The sequence below is a fragment of the Streptomyces glaucus genome, assembly GCF_039533365.1.
Classification (GTDB): domain Bacteria; phylum Actinomycetota; class Actinomycetes; order Streptomycetales; family Streptomycetaceae; genus Streptomyces; species Streptomyces glaucus.
In genome coordinates, this window is the sequence record NZ_BAAATK010000002.1 from 160921 (window position 1) to 181646 (window position 20726).

Consider the following 20726-nt stretch of genomic DNA (forward strand, 5'->3'; position numbering starts at 1 on the left):
GGATCCGGAACCCGTGGCATGACTGTCTGCCTGCTCCTGCTGAGCGTCGTCGCCGTGACCGCCGCCGTACCGGTGCCGCGTGCGCTGACCCGGGCCGCGTGGCCGGAGCGGGAACCGGTGGTCGCGCTGTGGGTGTGGCAGTGCCTGGTCGCCACCGTCCTGCTGTGCTGTCTGACGGCCCTGGCGCTGGGCGCCGCCGCCGTCTTCGGCACGGTGCGCGGCCAGCTCTTCGCGCCCGCGCCGCCGGCGGTGACCGCGGCCTACGACCTGTCCGCCGCCCCGCCCTGGGCGGCCGCCCTGACCCTGCTGCTGGCCTGCGGCGCCGCCTGGACGACGGCGATGCTCGCCCGCGAACTGGTCGAGGCGTACCGGCGCCGCGCCCAGGCCCGGGCGCATCTGCGGGAGCGCGCCCCCGAGCTCCCGGCCGGTCTGCCCGCCGCCCGCGGCCCCCTGCTGGTGCTGGAGGACGAGTACCCGGACGCCTGGTGGATGCCCGGCAGCCCGCCCCAGCTGATCGTCACCACCGGCGCCCTGCACCGCCTCACCGACCACCAGCTCGACGCCGTCCTCACCCACGAACGCGGCCACGCCCGCGCCCGCCACGACTGGCTGCTCCATCTGTCGACGGCGCTGGCCACCGGCTTCCCCCGCGTGCCGCTGTTCGCCCACTTCTGCGACCAGACCCACCGCCTGGTCGAACTGGCCGCCGACGACACGGCCTCCCGCCGCTGCGGCCACCTGACCACGGCCCTGGCCCTGATCGAGCTCAACCAGCACCGGGGGGTGCTGTCCTGCGCCTCCACCCATCGCCTCCTCGGCGAGCGCGTCGACCGCCTCCTTCAGCCCCCGCCCCGCCTGGACCGCCGCCACCGGGCCCTGACGACGGCGGTGGCGGCCCTGGTGCCGCTGGTGCCGCTGCTGATCACCTTCGCGCCGGGGCTGACGGCACTGTCGTAGCCGCACCACCACCACGCCTCCGGCGCCCTTCCGGCGCTGTGCCGCTCCCCCGTGCCGTCCCGTCCGGCTCCGCCCCGGGCCGGCCGTCCGGTCCTCCTACGCCCAGTCGTCCGGCTCCGGGTCGGCCTCGGGCCAGTCGTCCGGTTCGGATGCGGCGTCGCCCTCCGGTACGTCCGCCGGGACCGCGGGGCCGGACGCCGGGTCCGCCGCTTCGGACGGGCCGTCCAGCGACGCCAGTACCGCGAGCACGCCCTCCCCGTACGTCGCCAGCTTCTTCTCGCCGACGCCGTTGACCGTGCCGAGCTGCGCCACCGAGGTCGGCCAGGCCGTGACGATCTCCCGGAGCGTGGCGTCGTGGAAGATGACGTAGGCCGGGACGCCCTGTTCCCGGGCCTGCTCGGCCCGCCACGCGCGCAGCGCCTCGAAGGCGGGCAGCAGTTCCTCGGGCAGCTCGGCCGCGGCGGCCCGGGGCTTGCCGCGGCCGGACCCCGCCGAGCCGGTCCCGCCCGAGGACGCGGCCCGCGCGGCCGCCGGCCGCTTCGGCTCCTTGCGCAGCGGCACCTCCCGCTCCCGCCGCAGCACCGCGCCGCTGGCCTCGGTCAGCACCAGCGTGCCGTACTCGCCCTCGACCGCGACCAGGCCCTGCGCCAGCAACTGGCGCACCACGCCCCGCCATTCGCCCTCGGTCAGCTCCTGGCCGATGCCGAAGACGGACAGCTGGTCGTGGTCGAACTGGATGACCTTGCCGGTCCGCCTGCCCAGCAGGATGTCGATGATCTGCCCGGCGCCGAACTTCTGTCCCCGCTCCCGCTGCAGCCGCACCACCGTCGACAGCACCTTCTGCGCCGCGACGGTGCCGTCCCAGGTCTCGGGCGGGGTGAGGCAGGTGTCGCAGTTGCCGCAGCCCGCCGGGTCGGCTTCCTGCCCGAAGTAGGCGAGCAGCCGGCCGCGACGGCACTGCACGGTCTCGCACAGGGCGAGCATCGCGTCCAGGTGCTGGGCGGCCCGCCGCCGGAACGCCTCGTCGCCCTCACCGGACTGGATCAGCTTGCGCTGCTGTACGACGTCGTTGAGCCCGTACGCCATCCATGCCGTCGATGGCAGTCCGTCGCGTCCGGCGCGGCCCGTCTCCTGGTAGTAGCCCTCGACGGACTTGGGCAGGTCCAGGTGGGCGACGAAGCGGACGTCCGGCTTGTCGATGCCCATGCCGAAGGCGATGGTCGCCACGACCACCAGCCCGTCCTCCCGCAGGAACCGGGCCTGGTGCGCCGCGCGCGTGCCCGCGTCCAGGCCGGCGTGGTACGGCACCGCCTCGATGCCGTTGCGGGTGAGGAACTCGGCCGTCTTCTCGACGGAATTGCGCGACAGGCAGTACACGATGCCCGCGTCCCCGGCGTGCTCCTCGCGCAGGAAGGCGAGCAGCTGCTTCCTGGGGTCCGACTTCGGCACGATCCGGTACTGGATGTTGGGCCGGTCGAAGCTCGCCACGAAGTGACGGGCGTCCGGCATGTTCAGCCGCTCGGTGATCTCGCGGTGCGTCGCGTGCGTCGCCGTCGCCGTGAGCGCGATCCGCGGCACGTCCGGCCAGCGCTCGCCGAGCAGCGACAGCGCCAGGTAGTCCGGCCGGAAGTCGTGGCCCCACTGGGACACGCAGTGCGCCTCGTCGATCGCGAAGACCGAGATCTTGCCCCGGGAGAGCAGGTCGAGGGTGCCCTCCAGCCGCAGCCGCTCCGGTGCGAGGTACAGCAGGTCCAGCTCCCCGGCCAGGAACTCGGCCTCGACCACGCGCCGCTCGTCGAAGTCCTGCGTGGAGTTCATGAACCCGGCGCGCACCCCGAGCGCCCGCAGCGCGTCCACCTGGTCCTGCATCAGCGCGATCAGCGGGGAGACCACCACGCCCGTGCCCGGTCTGACCAGGGCCGGGATCTGGTAGCACAGCGACTTGCCGCCGCCGGTCGGCATGAGGACGACGGCGTCGCCGCCCGCCACCACATGCTCGACGACCGCTTCCTGCTCACCGCGGAAGGCCTCGTACCCGAAGACCCGGTGGAGCGTGGCCAGCGCCTCGTTCTCCGTCACTGCCATCTCGGCGATACCGCCCGTCCCGCCCATCGTCGTGTCCCCCGTACGTCGTCCCTCGACCACTGCGTCCACGATAGGGGGCGGCGCCGACAGCCCCCGGGGTTGTCCACAGGCCGGCCCGTCGTCCCGCGTCAAGGACGCGATCGTCGTTCACACGTTCGCGGCAGACCTGTCCGTTTCCGGCGGATAGTCTGAATGCACCGGCGAGACTCCGTCCCATGGGAGCACTGATGAGCGTCGCACCGAAGGCGTCCACGCCCGCCTGGCCGATCCCGCCGGAGGGCGGCTGGACCGCCGACGACCTGGACCGGCTTCCGGATCTTCCTCCGCACACGGAACTGATCGACGGGAGCCTCGTCTTCGTGAGTCCGCAGACCCTCTTCCACTCGCGTGCCGTCGACTTCTTCAACTGGCAGCTCCAGTCGCTGGCCCCGGCGGAGTTCGAGGTCGTCCGCGAGTTCACCATCGACATCGACCGCCAGAACCGGCCCGAGCCGGACGTGATCGTGGTGCGCGGGGACGTGGTGGAGGACCCGGAGCAGACCCGGTACCCGGCCGAGGCCGTCCTGCTGGCCGTCGAGGTCGTCTCGGCGGACTCCGTCTCCCGCGACCGGGAGACCAAGCCGCTGAAGTACGCCCGGGCCGGCATCCCCCACTACTGGCGCGTGGAGAGCGAGAAGGGGCTCGCCGCCGTGCACGCCTTCGAGCTGGAGCCCACCACCGGCGCCTACACCGGCGTCGGCATCTTCCGTGAGCGGATGAAGGTCAGCGCCCCGTTCCCGGTGGATCTGGACCTCACCGGCATCAAGCCGCGCCGCGGCGGCGCGTAGGCCCGGCCGCGGCGGACACGGGGCGGCCCGGCACCCTCTCGAGGAGTGCCGGGCCGCCCCGTACGAGCAAGCGCGGCGTCAGCGCACGAACACCCCCGCCTGGCCCGCGAGGTCCAGGAAGTACTGCGGGGCCACACCGAGCACCAGCGTGACCGCCACGCCGACCCCGATCGCCGTCATGGTCAGCGGCGACGGCACGGCCACCGTCGGGCCCTCCGGCCGCGGCTCGCTGAAGAACATCAGGACGACGACGCGGATGTAGAAGAACGCCGCGATGGCCGACGAGACCACGCCGACCACGACCAGCGGGGCCGCGCCGCCCTCCGCCGCCGCCTTGAACACGGCGAACTTGCCCGCGAAGCCGGAGGTCAGCGGAATGCCCGCGAAGGCCAGCAGGAACACCGCGAACACGGCCGCCACCAGCGGCGACCTGCGTCCCAGCCCGGCCCACTCGGACAGGTGGGTGGCCTCGCCGCCCGCGTCCCGCACCAGCGTGACCACCGCGAACGCGCCGATCGTCACGAACGAGTACGCGGCCAGGTAGAACAGCACCGACGACACGCCGTCCGGCGTGGTCGCGATGACGCCCGCGAGGATGAAACCGGCGTGCGCGATCGACGAGTACGCCAGCAGCCGCTTGATGTCGGTCTGCGTGATCGCGACGATCGCGCCGCCCAGCATGGTGACGATCGCGACGCCCCACATCACCGGCCGCCAGTCCCAGCGCAGGCCGGGCAGCACGACGTACAGGATCCTGAGCAGCGCGCCGAAGGCCGCCACCTTGGTCGCCGCCGCCATGAACCCGGTCACCGGCGTCGGCGCGCCCTGGTACACGTCCGGCGTCCACATGTGGAACGGCACCGCGCCCACCTTGAACAGCAGGCCCATCACGAGCAGCGCCGCACCGACGAGCAGCAGCGCGTCGTTGCCCATGGTGGCGGCGAGCGCGGGGGTGACGTCGGTGACCGTGCCGTCCACGACCGACGCGATGGTCGCGTACGACATCGAGCCCGCGTAGCCGTACAGCAGCGCGATCCCGAACAGCGTGAACGCGGAGGCGAACGCGCCGAGCAGGAAGTACTTGACCGCCGCCTCCTGCGACATCAGCCGCTTGCGGCGGGCGAGCGCGCACAGCAGGTACAGCGGGAGGGAGAAGACCTCCAGCGCCACGAAGAGCGTCAGCAGGTCGTTGGCCGCCGGGAAGACCAGCATGCCGGCGATCGCGAAGAGCAGCAGCGGGAACACCTCGGTGGTGGTGAACCCGGCCTTCACCGCGGCCTTCTCGCTCTCGCTGCCCGGCACGGACGCGGCCTGCGCGGCGAAGGAGTCGACGCGGTTGCCGTGCACCACCGGGTCGAGCCGCCGCTCGGCGAAGGTGAACAGGCCGACCAGGCCCGCCAGCAGGACGGTGCCCTGCAGGAAGAGCGCCGGTCCGTCGACGGCGATCGCGCCCATGGCGGCGATGCGCGCCCTGGTCGTGCCGTACCCGTCCGCCGCGAGCGCGACGACCGCGGCGAAGGCGGCGGCGAGCGCGACGACGGACACGAACATCTGGACGTGGTAGCGGGACCTGCGCGGCACGAACGCCTCGACCAGCACCCCGACGATCGCCGCGCCGACGACGATCAGCGTGGGCGCCATCTGCCCGTACTCGAACGTCGGCGCGTCGATCTTCGAAACCGGTTCGGCCGCGGTTGCCGCCGTTGTCCACAGGCTGTGGACGGCTGATGCGCTCACTTGGCCGCCTCCACCTCGGGCCGGGGGTCCTTCTTCTGTACGTCGGACATGGTCTGCTCGACCGCCGGATTGACGACGTCCGTCACGGGCTTCGGATAGACGCCCAGGAAGATCAGCAGTGCGACCAGCGGGGCGACCACCACGAGCTCCCGCACCCGCAGGTCCGGCATCGCGGCGACCTCCGGTTTCACCGGGCCGGTCATCGTCCGCTGGTAGAGGACGAGGGTGTACAGCGCGGCGAGCACGATGCCGAAGGTGGCGATGATGCCGATCACCGGGTAGCGCGTGAACGTGCCGACCAGGACGAGGAACTCGCTGACGAAGGGCGCGAGGCCCGGCAGCGACAGGGTCGCCAGGCCGCCGATCAGGAAGGTGCCGGCCAGCACCGGGGCGACCTTCTGCACCCCGCCGTAGTCGGCGATGAGCCGCGAACCGCGCCGGGAGATCAGGAAGCCGGCCACCAGCATCAGCGCGGCGGTCGAGATGCCGTGGTTGACCATGTAGAGCGTCGCCCCGGACTGGCCCTGGCTGGTCATCGCGAAGATGCCCATGATGATGAAGCCGAAGTGCGAGATCGACGCGTAGGCCACCAGCCGTTTGATGTCGCGCTGGCCGACCGCGAGCAGCGCCCCGTAGATGATGCTGACGAGCGCCAGGACCAGGACGACGGGCGTCGCCCACGTGCTGGCCTCCGGGAACAGCTGGAGGCAGAAGCGGAGCATCGCGAAGGTGCCCACCTTGTCGACGACCGCCGTGATCAGCACGGCGACCGGGGCGGTGGCCTCCCCCATGGCGTTGGGCAGCCAGGTGTGCAGCGGCCACAGCGGCGCCTTCACCGCGAAGGCGAGGAAGAAGCCGAGGAACAGCCAGCGTTCGGTGCTGGTCGCCATGTCGAGCGAGCCGTCGGCCCGGGCCGCGGCGATCTCCGTCAGCGAGAAGTTCCCGGCGACCACGTACAGGCCGATCACCGCGGCCAGCATGATCAGTCCGCCGGCCAGGTTGTAGAGGAGGAACTTCACCGCCGCGTACGATCGCTGCGTGGCGGCCGCCTGCTCGCCGTGCTCGTGGGCACGGTCCCCGAAGCCGCCGATGAGGAAGTACATCGGGATCAGCATGGCTTCGAAGAAGATGTAGAAGAGGAAGACGTCGGTGGCCTCGAAGGAGAGGATCACCATCGCCTCGACGGCCAGGATCAGGGCGAAGAAGCCCTGGGTGGGCCGCCACCTCCTGCTGCCGGTCTCCAGGGGGTCGGCGTCGTGCCAGCCGGCGAGGACGATGAACGGGATCAGCACGGCCGTGAGCGCGATCAGCGCGACCGCGATGCCGTCCACGCCCAGTTCGTACCGCACCCCGAAGTCCTCGATCCAGGCGTGGGACTCGGTGAGCTGGTAGCGGTCGCCGTCCGGGTCGAAGCGGACCAGGACGACGATCGCCAGGACGAGCGTGGCGAGCGAGAACAGCAGCGCCAGCCATTTGGCCGCCGTGCGCTTCGCGGCCGGTACGGCGGCCGTGGCGATCGCCCCGACGGCCGGGAGCGCCGCCGTCGCTGTCAGCAGAGGAAAGGACATCGGTATCAGACCGCCCTCATCAGCAGGGTCGCGGCGACGAGGACCGCCGCGCCGCCGAACATGGAGACCGCGTAACTGCGCGCGAAGCCGTTCTGCAACCTGCGCATCCGCCCGGACAGGCCGCCGACCGAGGCCGCCGTGCCGTTGACGACGCCGTCGACCAGGGTGTGGTCGACGTACACCAGGGAGCGCGTGAGGTGCTCGCCGCCGCGGACCAGCACGATGTGGTTGAAGTCGTCCTGGAGCAGGTCGCGGCGGGCGGCCCGGGTGAGCAGCGAGCCGCGCGGGGCGACGGCCGGGACCGGGCGGCGGCCGTACTGCGCGTAGGCGATCGCCACGCCGAGGACCATCACGGCCACCGTGGCCAGCGTGACCGTCAGGGCGCTGACCGGCGCGTGGCCGTGGTCGTGGCCGGTGACGGGCTCCAGCCAGTGCAGGAAGCGGTCGCCGAGGCTGAAGAACGCGCCGCCCGCCACCGATCCGACGGCCAGCACGATCATCGGTACCGTCATGATCTTCGGCGACTCGTGCGGGTGCGGCGGGGCGTACGCGCCGCGGGTCTCGGCGGCGGGCTCCACGTCGGGCCGGTCCGGGGACGGCGTCGGGGCGTGCCGCCAGCGCTCCTCGCCGAAGAACGTCATCAGCATCACGCGCGTCATGTAGTACGCCGTGACGGCCGCGCCCAGCAGGGCGCACGCGCCGAGGATCCAGCCCTCGGCGCCGCCCTTGGCGAACGCCGCCTCGATGATCTTGTCCTTGGAGAAGAAGCCGGACAGGCCGGGGAAGCCGATGATCGCCAGGTAGCCGAGGCCGAAGGTGACGAAGGTGACCGGCATGTGCTTGCGCAGGCCGCCGTAGCGGCGCATGTCGACCTCGTCGTTCATGCCGTGCATGACCGAACCGGCGCCGAGGAACAGCCCGGCCTTGAAGAAGCCGTGCGTCACCAGGTGCATGACCGCGAAGACGTAGCCGATCGGGCCGAGGCCCGCGGCCAGCACCATGTAGCCGATCTGCGACATGGTCGAGCCGGCCAGCGCCTTCTTGATGTCGTCCTTGGCGCACCCGACGATCGCACCGAACAGCAGTGTGACCGCGCCGACGACGGTGACGACCAGCTGCGCGTCCGGGGCGCCGTCGAAGACCGCGGCGGAGCGGACGATCAGGTACACGCCCGCCGTCACCATGGTCGCGGCGTGGATGAGGGCCGAGACCGGGGTCGGGCCCTCCATCGCGTCCCCGAGCCAGGACTGCAGCGGCACCTGGGCGGACTTGCCGCAGGCCGCGAGCAGCAGCATCAGGGCGATCGCGGTGAGCTTGCCCTCGCCGGCCGCGCCGGCGAGCCCGGCCTCCTCGTGGGTGCCGAGCACCGGCCCGAAGGCGAAGGTGCCGAACCACAGGAACATCAGCATGATCGCGATCGACAGGCCCATGTCGCCGACGCGGTTGACCAGGAAGGCCTTCTTGGCGGCCGTCGCGGCGCCGGGCTTGTGCTGCCAGAAGCCGATCAGCAGGTAGGAGGCGAGGCCGACGCCCTCCCAGCCGACGTACAGCAGCAGGTAGTTGTCGGCGAGGACGAGGATCAGCATCGCCGCGAGGAACAGGTTCAGGTAGCCGAAGAAGCGGCGGCGGCGCTCGTCGTGCTCCATGTACCCGACCGAGTACAGATGGATCAGCGAGCCGACGCCCGTGATCAGCAGCACGAACGTCATCGACAGCTGGTCGAGCCGGAAGGCGACGTCGGCCTGGAACCCCTCGACCGGGATCCAGCTGAACAGGTGCTGCGTCAGGGTGCGGTGGTCGGCGTCCCTGCCCAGCAGGTCGGTGAAGAGGACGAGGCCGAGCGCGAAGGACACGGCCGCCAGCAGCGTGCCGATCCAGTGGCCGACGGCGTCCAGTCTGCGGCCGCCGCACAGCAGGACCGCCGCTCCGAGCAGGGGCGCCGCCACCAGCAGCGCCATCAGGTTCTCTGTGTTCATTCGGTCCAGCGCCCCTTACAGCTTCATCAGGCTGGCGTCGTCGACCGAGGCCGAGTGGCGGGTACGGAACAGGGACACGATGATCGCGAGCCCGACGACGACCTCCGCGGCGGCGACGACCATCGTGAAGAACGCGATGATCTGGCCGTCGAGGTTGCCGTGCATCCGGGAGAAGGCGACGAACGCGAGGTTGCAGGCGTTGAGCATCAGCTCGACGCACATGAACACGACGATCGCGTTGCGCCGGATCAGCACGCCGGTGGCGCCGATCGTGAACAGCAGGGCCGCGAGGTAGAGGTAGTTGACCGGGTTCACTTCGACGCCTCCTCGGGCCGCTTGAAGGTCGCCGGCTCGACGGCCCTGCGCTCCAGGCGTTCCTCCGCGCGCTGTTCCAGGGCCCGCAGGTCGTTGAGCGCCTCCTGGGACACGTCCCGGATCTGGCCGCGTTCGCGCAGCGTCTTGTTGACGGTGAGCTCGGACGGGGTGCCGTCGGGCAGCAGGCCCGCGATGTCCACGGCGTTGTGCCGGGCGTACACGCCGGGCGCCGGCAGCGGCGGGAGGTGGGCGCCTTCCCGGACGCGCTGCTCAGCCAGCTCCCGCTGGGTCCTGGCGCGTTCGGTGCGCTCACGGTGGGTGAGCACCATGGCGCCGACCGCGGCCGTGATGAGCAGGGCGCCGGTGATCTCGAACGCGAAGACGTACCGGGTGAAGAGCAGGGCGGCGATGCCCTCCACGTTGCCGCCCGCGTTGGCCTGGCCGAGGCCGTCGAACTCCCTGAGGGAGGCGTTGCCGATGCCCCCGATCAGCAGGATGCCGAAGCCGAGCCCGCACAGCAGGGCCAGCCAGCGCTGGCCCCTGATGGTCTCCTTCAGGGAGTCCGCCGCGGTGACGCCGACGAGCATCACCACGAACAGGAACAGCATCATGATCGCGCCGGTGTAGACGACGATCTGCACGACGCCCAGGAAGTAGGCGCCGTTGGCGAGGTAGAACACCGCCAGGACGATCATGGTTCCGGCGAGGCAGAGCGCGCTGTGCACGGCCTTCTTCATGAGGACGGTGCACAGGGCGCCGATCACGGCGACCGTGCCGAGGACCCAGAACTGGACGGCCTCTCCGGTGGAGGTGGTGTAGGCGGCGAGCTGGGCGGTCATCGGCCGATCACCTTCTTCGAGGCCGGCTCGGTCCCGCCGAAGGTGGAGTCGGCCTCCTGGACGACCTCGCCCTGGGAGCGGGCGTCCTGGCGGACCGTGCCGGGCGCGGCCTCGGTGACCAGGCCCCGGTAGTAGTCCTGCTCGTCCGTGCCCGGGTACATCGCGTGCGGCGGCTCGACCATGCCCTCCTCCAGACCGGCGAGCAGCTGCTCCTTGGTGTAGATGAGGTCGGCGCGGCTGGAGTCCGCCAGCTCGAACTCGTTGGTCATCGTCAGCGCCCGGGTGGGGCACGCCTCGATGCACAGGCCGCACAGGATGCAGCGGGCGTAGTTGATCTGGTAGACGCGGCCGTACCGCTCGCCCGGGGAGTAGCGCTCCTCGTCGGTGTTGTCCGCGCCCTCGACGTAGATCGCGTCGGCGGGGCAGGCCCAGGCGCACAGCTCGCAGCCGACGCACTTCTCCAGACCGTCCGGATGGCGGTTGAGCTGGTGCCGTCCGTGGAAGCGCGGAGCGGTGGTCTTCTTCTGCTCCGGGTACTGCTCGGTGAGCCGCTTCTTGAACATGGCCTTGAAGGTCACGCCGAAGCCGGCCACGGGGTTCAGGAAACCGGGCTCGGTCTCCTTGGGCTCCTCAGCCATCGGACGCCTCCTTTCCCTCCGCGGATCCACCCAGGGGTCCGTCACGGTGAGTATCAGTCCCGCCACTGACGATCAGCTCCCGGTCCCGGCGCGGCCGGCGCCGGGGCACCGGCGGCAGTTCCTGTCCGGGCAGCGGCGGCACGGGGAATCCGCCCGCCATCGGGTCGAAGGCGGTGGGCGGCTGCTCCGCGGGCCGCTCGGCCCGCCCGGCCCGGTCGCGGAACATGTCGGCGACGAAGGAGAGCAGCAGCAGGGCGAGGACGGCGGCGGCGACGTAGAAGGCGATGTCGGCGAAGTCGTAGCCCTCGTTCCTGAGGGCCCGGATGCTCGCGACGAGCATCAGCCACACCAGGGAGACCGGGATGAGGACCTTCCAGCCGAGCTTCATCAGCTGGTCGTAGCGGACCCGCGGGAGCGTGCCGCGCAGCCAGACGAAGAAGAACAGCAGCAGCACGACCTTGGCGGTGAACCACAGCAGCGGCCACCAGCCGTGGTTCGCGCCCTCCCAGAACGTGCTGACCGGCCACGGGGCCCGCCAGCCGCCGAGGAAGAGGGTGGTCGCGACGGCCGAGACCGTCACCATGTTGATGTACTCGGCGAGCATGAACATCGCGAACTTGATCGACGAGTACTCGGTGTTGAAGCCGCCGACCAGGTCGCCCTCGGACTCCGGCATGTCGAAGGGGGCGCGGTTGGTCTCGCCCACCATCGTCACGATGTAGAGGAGGAAGGAGACCGGCAGCAGCAGGACGTACCAGCGGTCGGTCTGCTGCTCGACGATCGTCGACGTCGACATCGACCCGGAGTAGAGGAAGACGGAGGCGAACGCGGCGCCCATGGCGATCTCGTAGGAGATCATCTGCGCGCAGGAGCGCAGGCCGCCCAGCAGGGGGTACGTCGAGCCGGAGCTCCAGCCCGCCAGCACGATGCCGTAGATGCCGACCGAGGCGACCGCGAGGATGTACAGCATCGCGATCGGCAGGTCGGTGAGCTGCATCGTGGTGCGCTGGCCGAAGACCGAGATCTCGTTGCCGGCCGGGCCGAAGGGGATCACCGCGATCGCCATGAAGGCCGGGACGGCCGCCACGATCGGCGCGAGGACGTACACCACCTTGTCCGCGCGCCGGACGACGATGTCCTCCTTGAGCATCAGCTTCACGCCGTCGGCGAGCGACTGGAGCATGCCCCAGGGGCCGTGCCGGTTGGGTCCGACGCGCAGCTGCATCCAGGCGACGACCTTGCGCTCCATCACGATGGAGATCAGCACGGTCACCATCAGGAAGGCGAAGCAGAACACCGCCTTGACGACGACCAGCCACCAGGGGTCGCGGCCGAACATCGAGAGGTCTTCCGCGGCGAGGTACGGGCTCATGCCTCCACCTCCTGGGGGGCCTCGCCGGCCGGGGCCGCCGGGCCGATGCGGACGAGGGAGCCGGGCAGCGCCCCGGTGTCGGAGGCGACGCCCGAGCTGGCCGAGTTCAGCGGCAGCCAGACCACCCGGTCGGGCATCTCGGTGATCTCCAGCGGGAGTTCGGCGACCCCGGCGGGTCCGGTCACGGCGAGGACGTCGCCGTCCTGCACGCCCACCTCGGCGGCCGTGGCGGGCGACACGCGCGCGCGGGCGGCGTGCCGGGTGCCGGCGAGCGCCTCGTCGCCCTCCTGCAGGACGCCCTGGTCGAGCAGCAGCCGGTGCCCGGCGAGCACGGCCTCCCCGGCGGCCGGCCGCGGCAGCGTGCCCGCCGTCTCCCGGGGGGCCGCGGCCGGCGGCCCGCCCCAGGCGCCGAGCCGGTCGATCTCCGCGCGCGTGGTGCGCAGGTCCGGCAGGCCCAGGTGCACGTCCATGGCGTCGGCGAGCATCTGCAGCACCCGCCCGTCGGTGGGCGCCACGCGGCGGGTCGCCTGGTCGGGCTTGAGCGCGGCCTCGAAGAACCGCACCCGTCCCTCCCAGTTGAGGAAGGTGCCGGCCTTCTCGGCGACCGCGGCGACCGGCAGCACCACGTCGGCGCGGCGGGTGACCTCGCCGGGCCGCAGCTCCAGCGACACCAGGAAGCCGACCTCGTCGAGCGCCGCACGCGCGCGTGCCGGGTCGGGCAGGTCGGCGATCTCCACGCCGGCCACCAGCAGCGCCTGGAGCTCCCCGCGCGCGGCGGCCTCGATGATCTGGCCGGTGTCGCGGCCGTAGCGGTGCGGCAGGTCCGCGACGCCCCAGACGGCGGCGACCTCCTCCCGCGCGCGCGGGTCGGTGGCCGGGCGTCCGCCCGGCAGCAGCGACGGCAGCGCGCCGGCCTCGACGGCGCCGCGCTCACCGGCCCGGCGCGGGATCCACGCCAGCCGGGCGCCGGTCGCGGCGGCGGCCCGTACGGCGGCGGTCAGGCCGCCCGCCACCCCGGCCAGCCGCTCGCCGACGACGATCACCGCGCCCTCGGTGCGCAGCGCCTCGGCGGCCGCGGCGCCCTCGTCCGCCAGGCCGGTGCCGTTCACGAGCGCGTCCAGCCACTCGGTCTCGGTGCCCGGCGCGGCCGGCAGCAGCGTGCCGCCCGCCTTCTGCAGGCCCCGGGTGGCGTGCGTGGCCAGGGCGAACACCTTCTGCCCGTGCTTGCGCCAGGCCTTGCGCAGCCGCAGGAAGACGCCGGGCGCCTCCTCCTCGGCCTCGAACCCGACCAGCAGGACGGCCGGCGCCTTCTCCAGGGCGGTGTAGGTGACGCCCGTGCCGTCGAGGTCGCGGCCGCGTCCGGCGATCCGGGCGGCCAGGAAGTCGGCCTCCTCGCCGCTGTGCACGCGCGCGCGGAAGTCGATGTCGTTGGTGTCGAGCGCCACGCGCGCGAACTTGCTGTACGCGTACGCGTCCTCCACGGTGAGCCGGCCGCCGGTGAGGACGCCGGTCCGGCCGCGGCAGGCCAGCAGGCCCTGGGCGGCGATCTGCAGCGCCTCCGGCCAGGAGGCCGGCCGCAGCTCGCCCTCGGCGTCGCGGACGAGCGGTGTGTCGAGGCGGTCGCGCAGCTGCGCGTAGCGGAACGCGAACCGGCCCTTGTCGCAGAGCCACTCCTCGTTGACCTCGGGGTCGTGCGCGGCGAGCCGCCGCATCACCTTGCCGCGCCGGTGGTCCGTGCGGGTGGCGCAGCCGCCGGAGCAGTGCTCGCACACCGACGGCGAGGAGACGAGGTCGAAGGGGCGGGAGCGGAAGCGGTACGCCGCCGAGGTCAGCGCGCCCACCGGGCAGATCTGGATGGTGTTGCCGGAGAAGTACGACTCGAAGGGGTCGCCCTCGCCGGTGCCGACCTGCTGGAGCGCGCCGCGTTCCAGCAGTTCGATCATCGGGTCGCCCGCGACCTGGGTGGAGAACCGGGTGCAGCGGGCGCACAGCACGCACCGCTCGCGGTCCAGCAGGACCTGCGGGGAGATCGGCACGGGCTTGGCGTACGTCCGCTTCCTGCCCTCGAAGCGGGACTCGGCGTTGCCGTGCGACATCGCCTGGTTCTGCAGCGGGCACTCGCCGCCCTTGTCGCAGACCGGGCAGTCCAGCGGGTGGTTGATGAGCAGGAGCTCCATCACCCCCTTCTGGGCCTTCTCGGCGACGGGCGAGGTGAGGTGGGTCTTCACCACCATCCCGTCCGTGCAGGTGATGGTGCAGGAGGCCATGGGCTTGCGCTGGCCCTCGACCTCGACGATGCACTGGCGGCAGGCGCCGGCCGGGTCGAGGAGGGGGTGGTCGCAGAACCGGGGGATCTCGATGCCGAGCTGTTCGGCGGCCCGGATGACCAGGGTGCCCTTGGGCACGCTGATCTCGATGCCGTCGATCGTCAGCGTGACGAGGTCCTCCGGCGGGATGGCCGCCTGGCCGCCCCCGGAGGGAGCGCTCGTGGTCACCGTCATGCGTTCACCTCCGTTCGGTCGGCCCAGGCCGTCGACTTGGCCGGGTCGAAGGGACAGCCGCGGCCCGTGATGTGCTGCTCGTACTCCTCGCGGAAGTACTTGAGCGAGGAGAAGATCGGCGAGGCGGCGCCGTCGCCGAGGGCGCAGAAGGACTTGCCGTTGATGTTGTCGGCGATGTCGGCGAGCTTGTCGAGGTCGGACGTCCGTCCCTTGCCGGCCTCGATGTCGCGCAACAGCTGCACCAGCCAGTACGTGCCTTCGCGGCAGGGCGTGCACTTGCCGCAGGACTCGTGGGCGTAGAACTCGGTCCAGCGGGTGACGGCGCGGACGACGCAGGTCGTCTCGTCGAAGCACTGCAGGGCCTTGGTGCCGAGCATGGACCCGGCGGCGCCGACGCCCTCGTAGTCGAGGGGGACGTCGAGGTGCTCGTCGGTGAACATCGGCGTGGAGGAGCCGCCCGGCGTCCAGAACTTCAGCCGGTGGCCGGGCCGCATGCCGCCGCTCATGTCGAGCAGCTGGCGCAGCGTGATGCCGAGCGGGGCCTCGTACTGGCCGGGGTTGGCCACGTGGCCGCTGAGCGAGTAGAGCGTGAAGCCGGGGGACTTCTCGCTGCCCATCGACCTGAACCATTCCTTGCCGTTGCGCAGGATGGCGGGGACCGACGCGATCGACTCGACGTTGTTCACCACGGTCGGGCACGCGTACAGGCCCGCGACGGCGGGGAAGGGGGGACGCAGCCGCGGCTGGCCGCGACGGCCCTCGAGCGAGTCCAGCAGCGCGGTCTCCTCGCCGCAGATGTACGCGCCCGCGCCCGCGTGCACGGTGATGTCGAGGTCGAGTCCGCTGCCCAGGATGTTCCTGCCGAGGTAGCCCGCCGCGTACGCCTCGCGCACGGCCGAGTGCAGCCGCCGCAGGACGGGGACGACTTCGCCCCGCAGGTAGATGAAGGCGTGCGACGACCTGATGGCGTGGCACGCGATGACGATGCCCTCGACGAGGCTGTGCGGGTTCGCGAACAGGAGCGGGATGTCCTTGCAGGTGCCGGGCTCCGACTCGTCGGCGTTGACGACGAGGTAGTGCGGCTTGCCGTCTCCCTGGGGGATGAACTGCCACTTCATCCCGGTCGGGAAGCCGGCGCCGCCGCGGCCCCGCAGGCCGGAGTCCTTGACGTACGCGATCACGTCGTCCGGCTCCATGGCCAGCGCCTTGCGGAGTCCCTCGTATCCTCCGTGCCTTCGGTACACGTCCAGCGTCCAGGACCTGTCCTCGTCCCAGAAGGCCGACAGCACGGGTGCGAGCAGCTTCTCCGGGCTGGTGTCCTTGATCTCGGTTGCCGAGGTCATCGCTTCCCCTCCTCGGCGGCAGGACCCGCCCCGTCGGATGGGCGGGGCGGAGCCCCTCCGTCCGGGGTGGTGGGTGACGGGTGGGCGGGGTCGGAGGCCGAGGTGTCCTGGGGCGCGTCGTGCGAGCTGAGGTGTTCCGCCGGTGACGGCTGGTGCACCGCCCGGTCCTGCGGTTCGTCGTGCGGTCCGCCGTCCCGCGGGTGCACCACGCGCGCGGGTGCGCTCTCGCCCCGGGCCAGGCGCAGGCCCACCAGTGACGCGGGTCCCGCGCTGCCGCCGGCCTCCACGGCCCCTTCCCGCTCGTCGGGGAAGCCCGCCAGGATCCGGGCGGTCTCCTTGAAGGTGCACAGGGGCGCCCCGCGCGTCGGTGAGACCGGCCGGCCCGCGCGCAGGTCGTCGACGAGCCGCTTGGCGCTCGCCGGGGTCTGGTTGTCGAAGAACTCCCAGTTGACCATCACGACCGGCGCGTAGTCGCAGGCCGCGTTGCACTCGATGTGCTCCAGGGTGACCTTGCCGTCGTCGGTGGTCTCGCCGTTGCCGACGCCCAGGTGCTCCTGGAGGGTCTCGAAGATCGCGTCGCCGCCCAGCACCGCGCACAGCGTGTTGGTGCACACCCCCACCTGGTAGTCGCCGGAGGGCTTGCGCCGGTACATGGTGTAGAAGGTGGCGACCGCGGTGACCTCGGCCGTGGTCAGGCCGAGCGTCTCCGCGCAGAATCGCATTCCGGTGCGTGTGACGTGCCCCTCCTCCGACTGCACCAGGTGCAGCATCGGCAGGAGGGCGGACCGGGAGTCCGGGTAGCGGGCGATGATCTCGCGCGCGTCCGCCTCCAGCCGGGCCCGGACGTCGTCCGGGTAGTCGGGCGCGGGCAGTTCCGGCATGCCCAGGCTGACGCCCCGCTCCGAGGAACTGGTGGTCACCGGTCGACGCCTCCCATCACGGGGTCGATGGACGCGACGGCGACGATGACGTCGGCGACCTGGCCGCCCTCGCACATCGCCGCCATGGCCTGCAGGTTGGTGAAGGACGGGTCGCGGAAGTGGACCCGGTAGGGGCGGGTGCCGCCGTCGGACACGGCGTGCACCCCGAGTTCGCCCTTGGGCGACTCGACCGCCGCGTACGCCTGTCCCGGCGGTACGCGGAAACCCTCGGTGACCAGCTTGAAGTGGTGGATCAGGGCCTCCATGGAGGTGCCCATGATCTTCTTGATGTGGTCGAGGGAGTTGCCCAGTCCGTCCGGCCCCAGGGCGAGCTGGGCGGGCCAGGCGATCTTCTTGTCGGCGACCATGACCGGGCCGGGCTGGAGCCGGTCCAGGCACTGCTCGACGATCCTGAGCGACTGGCGCATCTCCTCCAGTCGGATCAGGAAGCGGCCGTAGGCGTCGCAGGTGTCGGCGGTCGGGACGTCGAAGTCGTACGTCTCGTAGCCGCAGTACGGCTGGGCCTTGCGCAGGTCGTGCGGCAGGCCGGTGGAGCGCAGGATCGGGCCGGTGACGCCGAGGGCCATGCAGCCGGCCAGGTCGAGGTAGCCGATGTCCTGCATGCGGGCCTTGAAGATGGGGTTCCCGGTGGCGAGCTTGTCGTACTCCGGGAGGTTCTTCTTCATCTTCTTCACGAACTCGCGGATCCGGTCCACCGCGCCGGGCGGCAGGTCCTGGGCGAGTCCGCCGGGGCGGATGTACGCGTGGTTCATCCGCAGGCCCGTGATGAGCTCGTAGATGTCGAGGATCAGCTCGCGGTCCCGGAAGCCGTAGATCATGATCGTGGTGGCGCCGAGCTCCATGCCGCCGGTGGCGATGCACACCAGGTGGGAGGAGAGCCGGTTCAGCTCCATCAGCAGCACGCGGATGACCGTGGCCCGGTCCGGGACCTGGTCCTCGATGCCGAGGAGCTTCTCGACCGCGAGGCAGTACGCCGTCTCGTTGAAGAACGGCGTCAGGTAGTCCATGCGCGTCACGAACGTGGTGCCCTGGGTCCACGTCCGGTACTCGAGGTTCTTCTCGATGCCGGTGTGCAGGTAGCCGATGCCGCAGCGGGCCTCGGTGACGGTCTCGCCCTCGATCTCCAGGATCAGGCGGAGCACGCCGTGCGTGGAGGGGTGCTGCGGGCCCATGTTGACGACGATGCGCTCGTCGTCGGCGCGGGCCGCGGACTCGACGACCTCGTCCCAGTCGCCGCCGGTGACCGTGTAGACGGTGCCCTCGGTGGTCTCGCGGGCGGAGGCCGAGGAAGGGGTGTGCGTGCTCATGAGTACGACCTCCGCTGGTCCGGAGCCGGGATCTGGGCGCCCTTGTACTCGACGGGGATGCCGCCGAGGGGGTAGTCCTTGCGCTGCGGGTGGCCCTGCCAGTCGTCCGGCATCATGATCCGCGTCAGGGCCGGGTGGCCGTCGAAGACGATGCCGAAGAAGTCGTACGTCTCGCGCTCGTGCCAGTCGTTGGTCGGGTAGACCGGGACCAGCGACGGGATGTGCGGGTCGCCGTCGGGGCAGCTCACCTCCAGGCGGATCAGCCGGTTGTGGGTGATCGACCGCAGGTGGTAGACGGCGTGCAGCTCGCGTCCCCTGTCGTTCGGGTAGTGGACGCCGCTGACGCCGGTGCACAGTTCGAAGCGCAGGGCCGGGTCGTCGCGCAGGGTCCTGGCGACGCGGACCAGGTGCTCGCGTTCGACGTGGAAGGTGAGCTCGCCGCGGTCGACGACCGTCTTCTCCAGGGCGTTCGCGGGCAGCAGGCCCTGCTCCTCCAGGGCGCCCTCCAGTTCGTCGGCGACCTCGTCGAACCAGCCGCCGTAGGGCCTGCTCGCCGGTCCCGGGAGCCGGACCGAGCGCACCAGTCCGCCGTAGCCGGAGGTGTCGCCGCCGTTGTTCGCGCCGAACATGCCGCGCTGGACGCGGATCTCCTCGCCGCCCTGGCCCCGTCGGCCCGGGAGGTTCTCGGCGGACAGCGCCTTCTCGGGGTTCACACCGTCCGTGTCCTTGTGGGCGTCGCTCACCGCAGCAGCCCCTTCATCTCGATCGTCGGCAGGGCCTTGAGCGCCGCCTCCTCCGCCTCGCGGGCCGCCTCCTCGGCGTTCACGCCGAGCTTGGAGTTCTGGATCTTGTGATGGAGCTTGAGAATGGCGTCCATCAGCATCTCCGGCCGTGGCGGGCAGCCGGGGAGGTAGATGTCGACCGGGACGATGTGGTCGACGCCCTGGACGATGGCGTAGTTGTTGAACATGCCGCCGGAGGAGGCGCAGACCCCCATGGAGATCACCCACTTGGGGTTCGGCATCTGGTCGTAGACCTGGCGCAGCACCGGCGCCATCTTCTGGCTCACCCGGCCCGCGACGATCATCAGGTCCGCCTGGCGCGGCGAGCCGCGGAAGACCTCCATGCCGAAGCGCGCCAGGTCGTAGCGGCCCGCGCCGGTGGTCATCATCTCGATGGCGCAGCAGGCGAGGCCGAACGTGGCGGGGAAGACGGACGCCTTGCGCACCCAGCCCGCGGCCTGCTCGACGGTGGTCAGCAGGAAACCGCTCGGCAGCTTTTCTTCGAGTCCCATGACGTAAAAAGCCCCTCAGTCCCATTCCAGGCCGCCGCGCCGCCACACGTACGCGTAGGCGACGAAGACGGTGAGCACGAAGAGCAGCATCTCCACGAGCCCGAAAAGCCCCAGGGCGTCGAAGCTGACGGCCCAGGGGTAGAGGAAGACGATCTCGATGTCGAAGACGATGAAGAGCATCGCCGTCAGGTAGTACTTGATGGGGAAACGCCCGCCGCCGGCCGGCGTGGGGGTCGGCTCGATACCGCACTCGTAGGCTTCGAGCTTGGCGCGGTTGTACCGCTTCGGACCGATCAGCGTGGCCATGACCACGGAGAAGATCGCAAAGCCTGCCCCGAGGGCTCCCAGTACGAGGATGGGCGCATACGCGTTCACCGCTCCTCGCTCCTCTCAGTCGGCACTGACTGCATGGAGTCCCCCCTGGTCGAGCGAAGCAGAGACCTTGGGGGAGGTCGCACCGGGCCCGCAACCGCCTCGGCAGTCCCACGAGCCCCGCTCGTCCCGGCGAAGATCGCGAACATGTGAAGCAGGTCACAAGCCCAACTGCCTCGCATCTTATGCCTGCCGCTCTGTGATCTGCGACACGGGGTATCGCACAAGCTTTGTGATCTCCACCACCTGACGAAGGATCATGAAGCCGGATGAGCGGTGATCTTCACACGATAAGCATCCGAGTGATCACCAGAGGTGACATTTTCCCTCGTCTTCGCTGGCCAGGAGGGGTGCGAAGGGGCGTCTCCATATCAAGATGCTTCCCTTGCATGCAAATTGGCAGCGGGCGGGATCTTCTGATAATGGGACGGATTCACGCACCGGAAGGAGGACCGCGGCGCGGCGTGGACGCGTGCGCGCGTTCACGAGCGGACCCGATCCGGAGCCGGGCCCCTGACGCGGCCGCGACGGCAACCGTTCCGTGACCTCTGTCACACGCGCCGGCGGCGTCCGGGAAGGAGGCTTGGCCAACTGCCTCAACCAGTGGTAAGCGGGGAGCAATTCGGACGAAATGATCAAAGTCCGAGATCACAG

Annotated in this window: 17 protein-coding genes; 2 read left to right on the forward strand and 15 right to left on the reverse strand. The window is 71.1% G+C overall.

Features of this window, described 5'->3' with window-relative positions:
- Window positions 1-18: 18 nt before the first annotated feature.
- Complete coding sequence (locus tag ABD363_RS02230) at window positions 19-957, forward strand: M56 family metallopeptidase (RefSeq protein WP_344599615.1); 939 nt, start codon at window positions 19-21, stop codon at window positions 955-957.
- A 96-nt stretch (window positions 958-1053) separates the two neighbouring features.
- Here the strand turns inward: ABD363_RS02230 and recQ are convergent, their stop codons facing one another.
- Window positions 1054-3069, reverse strand: a complete 2016-nt coding sequence (gene recQ, locus ABD363_RS02235; protein ID WP_344599743.1) for a DNA helicase RecQ — start codon at window positions 3067-3069, stop codon at window positions 1054-1056.
- 200 nt (window positions 3070-3269) lie between these two features.
- On the opposite strand from recQ, the gene ABD363_RS02240 reads away from it, so the two are divergent.
- A complete protein-coding gene (locus ABD363_RS02240) occupies window positions 3270-3869 on the forward strand; it encodes a Uma2 family endonuclease (RefSeq protein WP_344599616.1) in 600 nt (199 codons plus the stop codon).
- Between the two features lie 78 nt (window positions 3870-3947).
- On the opposite strand, the gene nuoN is transcribed toward ABD363_RS02240, so the two are convergent.
- The 14 genes from nuoN to ABD363_RS02310 are packed head-to-tail and all read right to left on the reverse strand — an operon-like array spanning window position 3948 to window position 20075.
- A complete protein-coding gene (nuoN, locus tag ABD363_RS02245; RefSeq protein ID WP_344599617.1) occupies window positions 3948-5606 on the reverse strand; it encodes an NADH-quinone oxidoreductase subunit NuoN in 1659 nt (552 codons plus the stop codon).
- A complete protein-coding gene (locus tag ABD363_RS02250; protein WP_344599618.1) occupies window positions 5603-7174 on the reverse strand; it encodes an NADH-quinone oxidoreductase subunit M in 1572 nt (523 codons plus the stop codon). Before ABD363_RS02250 ends, nuoN begins: the two co-directional genes overlap by 4 nt.
- A gap of 5 nt (window positions 7175-7179) precedes the next feature.
- The gene (gene nuoL, locus ABD363_RS02255; protein WP_344599619.1) at window positions 7180-9150 is read right to left on the reverse strand and encodes an NADH-quinone oxidoreductase subunit L; all 1971 of its coding nucleotides are present in this window, start codon (window positions 9148-9150) and stop codon (window positions 7180-7182) included.
- Window positions 9151-9165: 15 nt separating this feature from the next.
- Window positions 9166-9465, reverse strand: a complete 300-nt coding sequence (nuoK, locus tag ABD363_RS02260; protein ID WP_030778338.1) for an NADH-quinone oxidoreductase subunit NuoK — start codon at window positions 9463-9465, stop codon at window positions 9166-9168.
- Complete coding sequence (locus ABD363_RS02265; protein WP_344599620.1) at window positions 9462-10304, reverse strand: NADH-quinone oxidoreductase subunit J; 843 nt, start codon at window positions 10302-10304, stop codon at window positions 9462-9464. Before ABD363_RS02265 ends, nuoK begins: the two co-directional genes overlap by 4 nt.
- Window positions 10301-10942, reverse strand: coding sequence for an NADH-quinone oxidoreductase subunit NuoI (gene nuoI / locus ABD363_RS02270; protein WP_344599621.1), 642 nt, complete (start codon window positions 10940-10942; stop codon window positions 10301-10303). The genes ABD363_RS02265 and nuoI overlap by 4 nt, the downstream gene beginning before the upstream one ends.
- Window positions 10935-12314 (reverse strand): NADH-quinone oxidoreductase subunit NuoH, encoded by a 1380-nt coding sequence (gene nuoH / locus ABD363_RS02275; protein ID WP_344599622.1) that lies wholly within the window; start codon window positions 12312-12314, stop codon window positions 10935-10937. Before nuoH ends, nuoI begins: the two co-directional genes overlap by 8 nt.
- Complete coding sequence (locus ABD363_RS02280) at window positions 12311-14815, reverse strand: NADH-quinone oxidoreductase subunit G (protein ID WP_344599623.1); 2505 nt, start codon at window positions 14813-14815, stop codon at window positions 12311-12313. The genes nuoH and ABD363_RS02280 overlap by 4 nt, the downstream gene beginning before the upstream one ends.
- Window positions 14812-16158, reverse strand: a complete 1347-nt coding sequence (gene nuoF / locus ABD363_RS02285; protein ID WP_344599624.1) for an NADH-quinone oxidoreductase subunit NuoF — start codon at window positions 16156-16158, stop codon at window positions 14812-14814. Before nuoF ends, ABD363_RS02280 begins: the two co-directional genes overlap by 4 nt.
- Window positions 16155-17078, reverse strand: a complete 924-nt coding sequence (nuoE, locus tag ABD363_RS02290) for an NADH-quinone oxidoreductase subunit NuoE (protein WP_344599625.1) — start codon at window positions 17076-17078, stop codon at window positions 16155-16157. The genes nuoF and nuoE overlap by 4 nt, the downstream gene beginning before the upstream one ends.
- Window positions 17075-18406: an NADH-quinone oxidoreductase subunit D gene (locus ABD363_RS02295; protein WP_344599626.1), complete on the reverse strand. Its 1332-nt coding sequence runs from the start codon at window positions 18404-18406 to the stop codon at window positions 17075-17077. Before ABD363_RS02295 ends, nuoE begins: the two co-directional genes overlap by 4 nt.
- Window positions 18403-19149 carry an NADH-quinone oxidoreductase subunit C gene (locus tag ABD363_RS02300; RefSeq protein WP_344599627.1) on the reverse strand — a complete coding sequence of 249 codons (747 nt, stop codon included), beginning with the start codon at window positions 19147-19149 and terminating at the stop codon, window positions 18403-18405. Before ABD363_RS02300 ends, ABD363_RS02295 begins: the two co-directional genes overlap by 4 nt.
- Window positions 19146-19700 (reverse strand): NuoB/complex I 20 kDa subunit family protein, encoded by a 555-nt coding sequence (locus ABD363_RS02305; RefSeq protein ID WP_055635348.1) that lies wholly within the window; start codon window positions 19698-19700, stop codon window positions 19146-19148. The genes ABD363_RS02300 and ABD363_RS02305 overlap by 4 nt, the downstream gene beginning before the upstream one ends.
- Window positions 19701-19715: 15 nt before the next feature.
- A complete protein-coding gene (locus ABD363_RS02310) occupies window positions 19716-20075 on the reverse strand; it encodes an NADH-quinone oxidoreductase subunit A (protein ID WP_003956195.1) in 360 nt (119 codons plus the stop codon).
- Window positions 20076-20726: the final 651 nt, after the last annotated feature.